At 56.5% G+C, this 12,622-nt stretch carries 12 protein-coding genes; all 12 read right to left on the reverse strand.

The annotated features are described in order from the left end of the window. Nucleotides 1-53 precede the first annotated feature (53 nt). Entirely contained in the window at nt 54-908 is an 855-nt protein-coding gene (locus CDE01S_RS17030) for a fumarylacetoacetate hydrolase family protein (RefSeq protein WP_066710461.1), read from the reverse strand. Nucleotides 909-991: 83 nt separating this feature from the next. Further along, nucleotides 992-1,651: a nucleoid occlusion factor SlmA gene (gene slmA, locus CDE01S_RS17035; protein WP_066710463.1), complete on the reverse strand. Its 660-nt coding sequence runs from the start codon at nt 1,649-1,651 to the stop codon at nt 992-994. Between the two features lie 103 nt (nt 1,652-1,754). Beyond that, the gene (gene argB / locus CDE01S_RS17040; protein ID WP_066710465.1) at nt 1,755-2,645 is read right to left on the reverse strand and encodes an acetylglutamate kinase; all 891 of its coding nucleotides are present in this window, start codon (nt 2,643-2,645) and stop codon (nt 1,755-1,757) included. Between the two features lie 55 nt (nt 2,646-2,700). Further along, the gene (locus tag CDE01S_RS17045) at nt 2,701-3,804 is read right to left on the reverse strand and encodes an MraY family glycosyltransferase (protein ID WP_066710472.1); all 1,104 of its coding nucleotides are present in this window, start codon (nt 3,802-3,804) and stop codon (nt 2,701-2,703) included. A 451-nt stretch (nt 3,805-4,255) separates the two neighbouring features. Continuing rightward, complete coding sequence (locus CDE01S_RS17050; RefSeq protein WP_066710475.1) at nt 4,256-4,756, reverse strand: WbuC family cupin fold metalloprotein; 501 nt, start codon at nt 4,754-4,756, stop codon at nt 4,256-4,258. Then, nucleotides 4,753-5,958: a glycosyltransferase family 4 protein gene (locus CDE01S_RS17055; RefSeq protein WP_245636209.1), complete on the reverse strand. Its 1,206-nt coding sequence runs from the start codon at nt 5,956-5,958 to the stop codon at nt 4,753-4,755. The genes CDE01S_RS17050 and CDE01S_RS17055 overlap by 4 nt, the downstream gene beginning before the upstream one ends. After that, complete coding sequence (gene wecB, locus CDE01S_RS17060) at nt 5,955-7,082, reverse strand: non-hydrolyzing UDP-N-acetylglucosamine 2-epimerase (protein ID WP_066710478.1); 1,128 nt, start codon at nt 7,080-7,082, stop codon at nt 5,955-5,957. The genes CDE01S_RS17055 and wecB overlap by 4 nt, the downstream gene beginning before the upstream one ends. After that, complete coding sequence (locus CDE01S_RS17065) at nt 7,075-8,085, reverse strand: polysaccharide biosynthesis protein (protein ID WP_066710481.1); 1,011 nt, start codon at nt 8,083-8,085, stop codon at nt 7,075-7,077. Before CDE01S_RS17065 ends, wecB begins: the two co-directional genes overlap by 8 nt. Nucleotides 8,086-8,100: 15 nt before the next feature. Continuing rightward, the gene (locus CDE01S_RS18820) at nt 8,101-8,709 is read right to left on the reverse strand and encodes a hypothetical protein (RefSeq protein WP_174525483.1); all 609 of its coding nucleotides are present in this window, start codon (nt 8,707-8,709) and stop codon (nt 8,101-8,103) included. Between the two features lie 290 nt (nt 8,710-8,999). Further along, nucleotides 9,000-10,862 (reverse strand): asparagine synthase (glutamine-hydrolyzing), encoded by a 1,863-nt coding sequence (gene asnB, locus CDE01S_RS17075; protein ID WP_066710487.1) that lies wholly within the window; start codon nt 10,860-10,862, stop codon nt 9,000-9,002. 52 nt (nt 10,863-10,914) lie between these two features. Then, nucleotides 10,915-12,261 carry a glycosyltransferase family protein gene (locus CDE01S_RS17080; protein ID WP_066710489.1) on the reverse strand — a complete coding sequence of 449 codons (1,347 nt, stop codon included), beginning with the start codon at nt 12,259-12,261 and terminating at the stop codon, nt 10,915-10,917. After that, the coding region (locus CDE01S_RS18885) for a hypothetical protein (protein WP_218016538.1) at nt 12,258-12,622 on the reverse strand (365 nt) is incomplete at its 5' end. The genes CDE01S_RS17080 and CDE01S_RS18885, both read right to left, overlap by 4 nt.

Genomic DNA, 12,622 nt, shown 5'->3' on the forward strand with positions numbered 1-12,622 from the left:
CCAAAATAAAGGCTCTCACACGAGAGCCTTTGGGGCGAGTTTGGCGGCTCTGCCTAGATCTGCCGCCGGAACGGCACCACCACCTGGCGCTGTTGCCCCAAGCCCTCGATGCCCAAGGTCATCACATCGCCCTTTCTCAAGAAGCGCTGCGGCTTCATGCCCATGCCCACACCAGGCGGGGTGCCGGTGATGATGACGTCACCCGGCATCAATGTCATGTACTCGCTCAGGTGGCTGACGATCTTGGCCACGGAAAAGATCATGGTCCGGGTGTTACCGGTCTGCATCCGCTCGCCATTCACATCCAGCCACATGGCCAGCTTCTGAGGATTCGGGACCTCATCCTTGGTCACCAGCCAAGGACCGAGCGGGCCAAAGGTGTCGCAGCCCTTGCCTTTGTCCCACTGGCCACCGCGCTCAAGCTGGAACTCGCGTTCACTGACGTCGTTGGCCACACAATAGCCGGCCACATAGTCGAGCGCCGACTTCTGCGTCACATGGCGGGCCTGCTTGCCGATCACCACGCCCAGCTCGACCTCCCAGTCGCCCTTGACCGCCCCCTTGGGCAGCATGACCTCGTCGTCCGGCCCCTGGATGCAACTGATGGCCTTGGTGAAAACGATGGGCTCCTTCGGGATGGGCATGCCGGCTTCCTTGGCATGGTCACTGTAATTCAAACCGATGGCAATGAACTTACCGATGCCGTTGACCGGGACGCCCATGCGTGGCTTGCCGCGCACCAGCGGCAGCTTGTCGGCCTTGAGTTTGAGCAACCTGGCCAGCATGACATCGCCCAGCTGGGCTGGGCCGATGTCCGGCACCACACCGCTCAGGTCACGCAGCTTGCCAGCGGCGTCGATCAGGCCAGGTTTTTCCTTGCCTGGTTTGCCGTAACGCACGAGTTTCATGCTGCCCCCAAGGTCGAATTTAAAGAAAAACGGCACAAGTCCCACACAGGAATTGCGCCGCCAGCTATCAATTTAATAGCAAATTAAAGCATCTGCGCGAGGCTGGCTTCCAGATGCTCCGACGGCAGACGGCGAAAGCCCGAGCGGGCAAAGCGTTGCAGCCGGCCAACGGCAAAGGCCGTCAGAACGGAGGCGCCGACCTGGGCATCCACGCTGGGTGTGGCCGAACCGCCAGCGGCGGGACCGTCGCGCAGGCATTGCTTGAGGGTCGATTCGATCTTGTCGAAGAACTGGTTCATACGCTGCTGCAGCCGTTCGTTCTCGAACACCAGCGCATCACCCACCATCACGCGTGTCATGCCGGGATTCTTCTCGGCAAACTGCACCAGCATGGCCACGATCTTGCCGGCCTGCCGCACGCCGGCCGCGGGATCGGTGGCCGCACCGTCACGCTCGACGATCTGGTTGACAAGGGAAAACACGGTCTGCTCGATGAACTCGATCAGCCCCTCGAACATCTGCGCCTTGCTGGCGAAGTGGCGGTACAAGGCCGCCTCGCTCACCTCCAGCTTGGCTGCCAGTGCCGCAGTGGTGATGCGCTCGGCGCCCGGTTGTTCCAGCATGCTGGCCAACGCCTGCAGGATCTGCACGCGACGCTCACCCGGCTTGGGACGCTTGCGTACCGGGGCCGCAGCCTCGCCATCTGTGGACATAGTGGAAGAGGTGTTTTCGACGTCAGACATGGTGCTTGGCAATCCGTTTTTTTGATTCTCGCACAGAGGGCCCCAGGGTTATCCACAGCCCGCTTCCTGACGCCTCACGCAAGTCGCATTCCGTCACGCCTGCTTAATGCGAACGAATCATGGTGCCATAAGCCTGATCCGTCAGGATTTCAAGCAGCATGGCATGCGCCACGCGACCGTCGATGATGTGGACGGCATTGACGCCGCTCTTGGCGGCATCCAGCGCTCCGGCAATCTTGGGCAACATGCCACCGGAAATGGTGCCGTCGGCCACCAGCTCGTCGATGCGCTTCATGGTCAGCTCGGGCAGCAGCTGGCCCTGCTTGTCCAGCACACCAGGGATATTGGTCAGCATCAGCAACTTCTCCGCTTGCAGCACGGTGGCCAGCTTGGCGGCCACCACATCGGCGTTGATGTTGTAGCTTTCGTTGTGCTCGCCGAAGCCGATCGGGCTGACCACGGGGATGAACTGGTCATCCTGCAGCGCCTTCACCACACTCGGGTCGATCGCCACGATGTCGCCCACCTGGCCAACGTCGTATTCCTTGCTGGGGTCGTTGTTGTCGACCATCCTGAGCTTTTGGGCGCGGATCAGTCCGCCATCGCGCCCGGTCAGGCCCACTGCCTTGCCGCCGACCTGGTTGATCAGGCCCACGATGTCCTGCTGCACTTCACCGGCTAGCACCCACTCCACCACTTCCATGGTTTCGGCATCGGTCACGCGCATGCCCTGGATGAACTCACCCTTCTTGCCCAGACGGTTCAGCGCCGTCTCGATCTGCGGCCCGCCTCCGTGCACCACCACAGGGTTGATGCCCACGAGCTTGAGCAGGACCACATCTTCCGCGAAAGCCGCCTGCAGGGCCGGGTCGGTCATGGCATTGCCGCCGTACTTGATGACCATGGTTTTGCCGTGGTACTTGCGGATATATGGCAGCGCCTGGGCAAGGATTTCAGCCTTGTCGCGGGGAGGAATGTGGAGAGGGTCGGTCATCGTCAGTCTGCGGGTTACGTCCAGAGACAAATTGTGCCTTATGAGTGCCGTGAACTCAGCGTCTCAACCAGCGTGGGACCTTGAAACGGACCAGCATCAGATACGACACAACATAAAACACCACAAACAAGGCACAGCACAGGATCAGCACCGGCGTATTGTTCCAAAACAACACGGCAGGAACAACCGTTAGCAACGTGAAACCCCAAAGGTAAGGAGAAGTACGGTTATTGCGCATCAGCATGCGGCGCGAAGTATCGTCATGAAATACGCCGCGCACGATACGTCGATAGATCAATTGATGAAAATGCAGCGCATCGGCAACACCCGGTGAAATACCTCTGGCCAACTTTCGATAAATTGAAAAAATCGTTTCCCAGACGGGGTAAATCAGGAGCAACATGGGAAACCAAGAAGATATCTGCGGATGACGTTGCACCAAGGCGATGCTCGCCACGGCGATCACCACTCCCCATAAATAGGCCCCCCCATCACCAGCAAAGATCAGCCCACGCGGATAGTTCCAGACTAAGAAGCCCGCCGTCGCGCCCACCATGCAGAGCACCACGGCGGCCAGCTGTCGATCTTCCACCTGCAATGCAACGTGTGCCAATGCCAAGCCGATGAACATGGCCACCGTACCTGCAAGCCCGTTATAGCCATCAATGATGTTGAAGGCGTGCGGCAGTCCGCAGATCGCCAAGATGGCGAGCGCCACACCCAGCCATGGAAAAGCCAGCAACACGGCATCAACGCCAGGCAGCCCCAGTCGAGACACGCTTAACCCTAACAGCCAACATGCCAACGCAGCCGACACCGCCGTCAGTATCAGACGATAACGCACCGCCAAGCGCTGAGTGACGTCTTCATAGGCGCCGCCCAGAACTGCGGGCAGCACCACGCAAACCCAAGCTGCCACCACCATCCAGCCTAATTGTGCATTTAAGGCATCCCCTCTGGCCATCGTCCACGCAGCAACCGCCCAAGCCACCAGCATGCCAGCCAACACCCCCAGCCCCCCCAGTCTCGGTACTGCACCGGAATGAAAACGCTGCGGCTTGTCATCCTCGTAATGCGCAGCGTGGCTACTCGCCCAGCGGATCAAGACCGTCGACGAGACCAGTGCAGCAAAAAAAGCGACAAGTGTCAGAAATATCATGTTGTCCTCTGCTTTGAATTAGCCGACCTGCCTAGCAACATGCCTCATGGCGTCAGCCTTTAACTGTAAAGTCTTCCTTCTGACGCCCCGGCTTAGCCAGCGCTGGCATCAGGCCGCAACCACGCCATGTCGCCCCATTGGAGCCAAGGTATCTAGCGGCCACCTTGGCCCTGGTCTTCCTGACGATCTTGTCGGCCGCGCGTTTGGCGGGGCGACCTTTCTGGCTGTCGACGCCTTAGCCTTACCTCCCACCTTGCCCATGGCCTGCTGCAGATCCTTGCGCGAGATACCAAAGGCCCTCATCTTCGTGAGAATGTCCTTGACCGTCTTATCAAACTCTCGGACCTTGATTTCAGAGGCCTACTTTTGCAGCTTTTCGATCTGCGTTTGAACGTCGACCAAATTGCTCATGGGGATTACCTTAATGCGTAATGAAATGGTGAAGTTTGACTTACCCTTTCAGTAATGTGTGCGCCGCACGTCGCAATTCGCGCAGATATTCAGCGACCTCAGCTGTCCCCTCCGCTGGCGCCCACGACGCCAGCTCCTTGGCTAGATCCAAATCGAATGGCCCGGCCTTGACCTCGAACAGAACCGATCCGGGCAAATCTGCAAGTACCGTGTGCCAAGTACCGGGGGAAAGCTCAACGCCAGCATCGCAATCCTCATCGCTCGACCCCGCGCCGAACGGCAGTGCACGTATCACCCGCCCCTGCTCATCGAACAACACCAGGGTCATCCGGCCACGCACGGCCACCAGGGTTTCAGTCTTGGGATCGGCCATATGACGATGCGGACGGATGTAACTCTCTACGCCGATGGCGTTAAACAGGCGCTGGCAGGGCTCCGCATACGATGCATGCAGGTTGGCGTGCTGGCGCAGCCGCGGCGACGATTCCGCTTGACGCACTAGGTCATTGAGAAACGCGATGTCGAACCGGCGGATATTCACGCTTGGAGTCCTGCAACAATTTGCCGGACGGCCGCCTCCGGCGAGAACAGATCCGCTGCGAGCTGGCGACAACGTGTTCGCACACCGGCACCATCGACTTCGATCATCTTTAGAAGCTCCTCGGCCCCCTGCTGCAGCGACGTAACGCTGCGGTCCTCGCAAGCTCGCCCAACGCCCGCCTGCCGGATGACACTCACCAGATCATTACCCGGATTGACACTGGCCAAGGCCGGCAGACCCGCCCACATGTAAGAAAGAAACTTGCCCGGGATGTTGTGCGTCCGATGCCGCGGATCCAGCGCCACCAGCCCTACATGGCACTGCGCGTACAGCGCCGGAATCTCGGCGGGATCGATCTCATCGTAAAACTGTACGTTCATCAGCCCTCGTCGTGCGGCCGCATCACGCAGACGAACGGCCTCGCTCCCTCGCCCGACAAAAAGAAACCCCATGTCAGACCTGTGCCGCAACACCTCAGCTAGGTCGAGCAACAAATCCAAGCCCTGGGCCACGCCCATATTGCCGGCATAGACAAAAATCCGGCGCCCTGCCAGCGAACTATTGGCGACGGAGATGCTGCAATGCCGAACGGGCGCATCGGCCAGCCAGTTCTGCAGCACCTCCACCCGACGTCCTGGGCGGCGGGCCCAGTTGTCGAAATAGGCAACCGCCGAATGCGTCTGAACGCCAATTACATCGGCCACACGATACTGAAACCGCTCCACGGCTTTGAAGAACAGGTAGGGTAGACCGCGCCGCATCAGCCCCATGTCTAGCGCCCACTCCGGAAAAATATCTCGCAGCACGAGGTAGCCGCGGCACCGGCTGCGCCGTTTCAGCGCCCAGGCCAGCAGCCCCAGAAAGATGGTCGGCGAGTACCAGACAACCCCATCCCACTGACGCGACCGTAGGGGGCTACGTTGCAGGTTGCGCCACATCGCCACTGGCATCCACAATTCGGCCAACGCGCGTCTGACATAGCCGACATCTTTCGTGCGTGGCGCCTTGAGCCGTAGCACCTCGACACCCTCAAAGCTCTCTAACTGCCACGGCCCGTCAAGCTCAGATGATGAAACTAGGACCGTGACTTCATATCCTTGGCGAAGTATTTCCAGCGACAGGTCCTTCAGAAGCACAGCGCCTGAAGAACGCAGCGGCGGAAAGACATCAGCAGCTAAGACAATGCGCATCGAGTTGTTCAATATTTTTTCCAAACAACGCGATCCACATATCCAACATAGCTGAGAACCACTCGCAGCAGCTGCTTCGACACTGCCCCGACCTCGTAATCCTGGACCGCCTGCGTCACGCGCCGTGACTTGTCATGCTGAGCAATAATCACTCTCACAGCGTCAAGCACGCGATCCTTCTTCAGGCCACTCATGATAAGAGTACCGGCGTCCATGCCCTCCGGCCGCTCATGGGTGTTACGAATTGTTATGGCCGGCAAGTTCAGCAGCGAGCTCTCTTCGGTAATCGTGCCACTATCCGACACAACGCAGAGAGACTCCATTTGCAGTTTGATGTAATCGCAGAACCCGAACGGTTTCAGAAACTGGATGTGCGAATTTAAGCCCCCCAACTTCATTGCATCCAGACGCTTCTTGGTACGCGGGTGAGTAGAGACAATCACCGGCAGGTCGTAGTGCTCGGCCAATGCATTAAGTGTCTCCACCATGTCCATCAGGTTCTGGGGTGTATCGACGTTTTCTTCCCTATGAGCGCTAACGATAAAGAATTTATTGGCCTCCAGCCCCATACGCGTCAATACATCCGACCTCCGAATTTTCGGCATGTAGTGATCCAACACCTCCCGCATATGCGAGCCGGTCTTGATAATGGTTTCTGGTCGAACACCCTCCGCAATCAAATACCGACGCGCATGCTCGGTCAATACCAAGTTGATATCACTGAGGTGATCGAGCACTTTTCGGTTCAACTCTTCTGGCACACGCTCGTCAAAACAGCGGTTGCCCGCCTCCATATGGAATACCGGTATCTTGCGCCGCTTGGCGGCAATGACGGCGAGGCATGAATTTGTATCGCCATAGAGCATCACCGCGTCAGGCTGCTCTTTCTCCATCACCGCATCCGATTCTTCGATGACGCGTGCAATGGTCTGCGCCGCACTGTCACCGACAGCCTCCAAGAAATGGTCTGGCTTGCGAATGCCGAGATCTTCAAAAAAAAGCTGATTCAGTTCATAGTCGTAGTTTTGCCCCGTATGAACCAGGATGTGCTCGGTATGCTCATCAAACTCGGCAATCACGCGGCTCATCTTGATCAATTCGGGCCTAGTGCCCACAATGGTCATCACCTTAAGCATTGATCTCTTCCTTGATGTAGTCCAGCTTCAGCAGAAGTTGTTTCACCTGCTCGATGTTCAGGCGCTCTGTGTTGTGCGACGTGTAATCATCTAGATGAGACACCCTCTCCTCCCCTTCGCTGACGTACTGGGCATAGTTCAAATCCCGGTTATCTGCCGGTATACGATAGTACGCTCCGACGTCTATGACTTTGGCCATTTCCTCTCGAGAGATCAGAGATTCATATAGCTTCTCTCCATGCCGCGTCCCAATGATGTGGATCGAATTCTTCTTATTAAAAAGCTCCGTCAAAGCCCGGGCAAGATCGGCAACAGTAGATGCCGGCGCCTTCTGAACAAAAATATCGCCTTGCTTCGCGTGCCTGAACGCGTACAGAACAAGATCCACCGAATCTTCAAGCGACATCAGAAATCGTGTCATATTCGGATCGGTTATTGTTAATGGCTTGCCCTCCTTAAGTTGCGATACAAACAGAGGGATCACGGATCCGCGTGAAGCCATGACATTGCCATAGCGGGTAGCGCACAACACCGTCTCTTCTTCGTGCTGAGCACGGGCCTTGGCAACCATCAGCTTCTCTGCCATGGCCTTCGAGATGCCCATCGCATTGATGGGATATACAGCTTTGTCGGTACTCAAAACTACTACTCGCCTGACACCATTGGCCGTGGCAGCATTCATGACGTTTTCTGTACCCAACACATTTGTGCGAACAGCCTCCATTGGATAGAACTCACATGATGGCACCTGCTTTAACGCAGCCGCATGGAAAACATAGTCCACCCCCTTCATCGACTGGTAGACACTGTCGTAATCACGTACATCCCCAATATGAAATTTTAACTTTTTGTTGTTGAGTGCAATTCGCATCTCCTCCTGCTTTTTTTCATCACGACTGAAGATTCGTATTTCACGTACCTCAGTGGAGAGAAAACGCTTGAGCACAGCATGCCCAAAAGAACCCGTCCCCCCTGTAATCATTAACACTTTGTTGTTGAACATAGTTTGATCCTCGTATTATCGAGAGGCGTGCATAGCCTCAATCTGGGTTGGCCAGTCCGCTGGCACATAGCCCGTAGCTTTCGCGAAACGCTCCGAGTTGAGCGAACGATCAATCACAAAACTATCGTCGCGAACGATGTCGATTTTTTTGCCATACACTTGAGCGATCAAGCGCAACAATTCATATTTACTAATTGGCTGGCCCAGGTTCTTCAGCCGCCGGATCAAACCCATGACCACCGGTATGTTGTATTCGCGCTGCGACGCTCGTGGGCTAATAATGACTACATTATCTGGCCTTGATGAACGCGGGATTCCAAATAGTGCCTCTGCGAGCCCCCAGTGGACAATTTGGCACTTACCTGGTTCAATGCCAGCGACCTTCACTGCCGCGGCGACCTGAGCCTCATTGCGGCAAACCACGAGCGCCGAGCGTCGCAGAATTAACCGAATTAAGACCGCGCGCCACCCGTGAAAGTCGACGTTCAGCTCCGACCCCTGCAGAATCGATATCGTATGCGTTGAAGGGATCAGCACGGCCAGCCAAAGTATCGGACTGTAGGCGCCATGAAATACCAATTTCTGACGCGGCCGCGCAAACATGCACCGCAGGAGAAATCGCATCGATCCATACAAGAATTCGAGACGGCGCGCCAAAGTGCTCTTCCCCGTGTCTAGCACACTTACTCCAGAAGCGTGTACTGAACGTCTTATCTTCTCGACTCGCTGCCGGAATAGCAACGAATCCATATTCCCAACAATTACAACCGCCACGCAGCCCCGCCTATTCATCTTTTAGGAAATAAAACGATCCATACAACACCCAATGGAGACGAAACGTCTACGCGATCCGTGTTAGTAATGCCAAATATATTCGACAACGCCTGGGGCGAGCAAATTCTTCCTACCGAGCGCTACGCCCTCTGCTGATCTCTGAACCACAGCTCCAACCATAGCAGCAACCACAGCCGAGTTGCCTCCCCCCCTACTTTCCTGTGGCGAAGCAGGGCATCTTCCAGTGCACCGCGACGAACATAGCCTTCTGCAACTGCATGACTGTCGGCAAACACCGATGCGACGTACTCGCCAAGGCGCCCCGCGAACCATTCGCCCAGAGGCATCGCAAATCCCATTTTCGGCCGGTAGACGACGCCGCTTGGAACATGCTCCGCCGCCAACTTCTTAAGCAACGGCTTGCGTTGACCCCAGCGAAGCTTTGTGCGATCCGGCAGGCTCCACGCCAACTCCATTAGTCGAACATCGAGAAATGGCGCACGCACCTCCAGCGAAGCAGCCATGCTGGCAACATCCACCTTCGTCAGCAGCGCGTCCGGAAACTGAATCTGAATGTCGTCATACAAAAGGCGCTGCACGACGCTGGCTTCTGGGCGATCAATGGCCTTGCCGACTCGCAATGCCGCCAGCAAAGGCTTGTCCAGTACCCCCGCCAACCGCGGCCCTGCAACCGCAGAGAGCTGATTGAACCAGCTCTCCGAGTTGGTGTAGCCCGCCCCGGGCGGCGCAAGCGACAGACTATTCATGGCAGCCAGGCGCCGCCCTGCTGCCCCTGCAACCCGTGCCAGTGTCGGCACCACCTTTTGGCGCAGAAAAAGAGGCACTACCTTGCCATAGCGGGCTGCATACACGCCGGCTTGCAGGCGCCAATAACCGCCAAATAGTTCATCGCCGCCATCGCCGCTAAGGCAGACCTTGACGTGCGCCCGCGCGAGCTTGGACACCAGATAGGATGGGATCGCCGAAGCGTCCCCGAACGGCTGCCCGTATTGCCGTACAAGATGCGGCAAACACGCCACAACGTCGTCCACCCCCAGGACGACTTCGTGATGCTCGATGCGCAGGTGCTTGGCAACTTGCCTAGCAAACGGCAACTCACTGAAATTGGATTCGACAAACCCCAGCGAGAATGCCTTCAAGTCAGATTGATGACGTGCAGCCATGGCTGCGATCAATGATGAATCAACCCCGCCACTCAGAAAAACTCCGACTGGAACATCCGCATCCAAGCAGCGGCGCACGCTATCGTCAAGCACACGCTCCACTTCCAGCAGGCTCTGGCTCCAGCCTTTTCGCTGCGGGCCTATCCGGGGGAAATCCCAATAACGACTGGTCTGCTCAACTTGGCCGGCCCTCATTCGCAGCCACGTGCCTGGACTCAACACGCGAATCCCCTTCCATCCCGCATGACTTGCCGGAATGAAGGTATGTGCCAAGTGACAAGCGACGCCGACAGAGTCAACCAACAGATTGCCCCTGAAGTACTTCAGTGCAGCGGGCGTGGAGGCAAAGGCCAGCCCCTCGGGAGTTGCACAGAAGAATATCGGCTTCTCGCCCATCCGGTCACGCGCCAAGAACAGCTCTCGCTTTTCGCTGTCCCAGATTGCTATGGCAAACATGCCCTGCAGACGAGGAATCAAGGCGTCCGACCATGCGTGATAACCGTGCAGGATGACTTCGCTATCCGACTGGCTGGCGAATACGTAGCCTAGCGACTCCAGCTCTTGGCGAAGCTCGCGCCAGTTGTATATCTCGCCATTGAATACCAAATGCATGCGCCGATCAGGCGATGCCATAGGGCAATGCCCGGCCGCGCTCAGGTCGCGAATAGCCAACCGGCGATGAACCAATCCAATTGACTCTGCAAGATGAAACCCCAGATCATCCGGCCCCCGGTACTCCATTGTTGCAGCCATCTTTTCAAGGGCGTGCCGGTCTGGGACGGCGACGCGATGGAGGAATATCCCGGCAATACCACACATTAAAACGCACTCCCCCTATTGCATTCGCAGGCGAAAGCAGCGACGACCTCAGTCAGGCCACGATCATCTTCAACCACTGACGCGCAAGACCAATTCCGCTGTAAGTGTTGAACCAGTCAAAGCATTTGGAACCCAACTCCTTGCGCAGCACAATATCCGTTGCAAGGAGTTCGATCCAATTGGCGAGCGCCTCTTCCGAGTCGGTCGCGCAGAGCGGCGGCGGCGGATGCCCATAAATGGCCTCGTACTCGCCTGATGCAAAGATAAATCCTTGAATCAGCGGCTTGCCGCAAACCATTACCTCAAGCGCGGTTCCACCCCACGTCATCTTCGGCATTGAGTAAAATTCGCCGATACCCACGTCGCAGGCGGAGATTATTTCCATGATCTCCATCTTGGGCATCTTGGGTATCCACATCACGTCCGTATCTAACCCCAAGTCTCTGCACAAGGATTTCGAATATGGAACGTCTGTTCCATATTCACTGAGGATCAAGATTGACCTGAGTGAAGGATGTCGCTCCTTGAACTTGGCGTACGCAGTTATTATCCAATTATTATGCTTGGAGTATCTCGATTCCCAAGCTTCTTCATCATGATCCCCGCTGTTGACCCAGCGATGGCGCGCATGGGATATCAATTTGAAGTCATACTTCGAAATTGCATTGATGATTTTCGACACATGTTCAGGCAACTCTGCCGGCGGGCTCTCTCTATAGACCATGGGCAGCGGCAGATTTGTTGGGACAACGCCCATCCCCTCAAACACCTTCTCGGTATAGCCGACATCGCTCGAGACCACCCGCCTAGCCCTCTGAATTCCTGCAATTTGATTCTTCCGCACCCTCTCGGCCCCCATTCTTTTCAGGAGACTTGGGGACTTCATATCGGTCAACAGGTCTGGATCACCGACCCACTCGACACCGGAAGAATATGGGTAATAGACATCCAGTGCAATTCCAGCACTATTCATCAGCGCCGGCGCAACACCGGATCCGACTATCCGGTCATATCCGGCCAGTTCTGATCGGATATGCTTGAGATCGATCGGGCGGGAAAATTTGTTGCCCCACGTGCGATTGCGCATCGACAGCAGGTACTTACCCCAAAACAGGAGGCTCCAAGGGAAATCGTTGCCTATGATCGAGACAAAGCGGTTTGGGGCACTGATCCGTTTGATATACGGCGCCCACTTTTCCATAGACCAGGTATCACACTCCGGCGAGAAATGCGCCAAGGAACCAACCCCATCATCTGCGAATTGCAGCAAATCCGCTTGAACACCAAGATCGCGAAAGTAGCGCAGCATCGCGAAGTTGCCGTTATTCATATTCCCCAACAACGCGATCCTCATCGCCCCTCCATCTTCCGGACACATGAGACGTTCCGCATCCATCATGCGCTTCCGACTCGCCGCGCAATAGACGCCAGAGACTCCACCAGCCACGATCTTCCTGCCGTTCCAAGCAAGACGAACCAAAAATAAGCCAGGAAAAGTGCTAGGCAAGCGCAGTAGGTCAATGAAGCTGCCAACGATCCGTAACGGGACTCAACCGCGTGAACCGCCAACCAACTAGCCATCGTCAAAGCAAACATGGCAAAAACCGGAGCGTAGGTCCACCGGAGGGGATGTGCACGCTGCGCCAACCAAGAAGCGAACAGTGACCTCATGACCTGCGCGCCAAGAACGGCCAACGCCACGCCGATCAACCCTAGCCTCGGGATAAGCACGACCATCAATAGCATTAGGGATTTGCTGA

The sequence above is a fragment of the Curvibacter delicatus NBRC 14919 genome, from assembly GCF_001592265.1.
Classification (GTDB): Bacteria; Pseudomonadota; Gammaproteobacteria; order Burkholderiales; family Burkholderiaceae_C; genus Hylemonella; species Hylemonella delicata.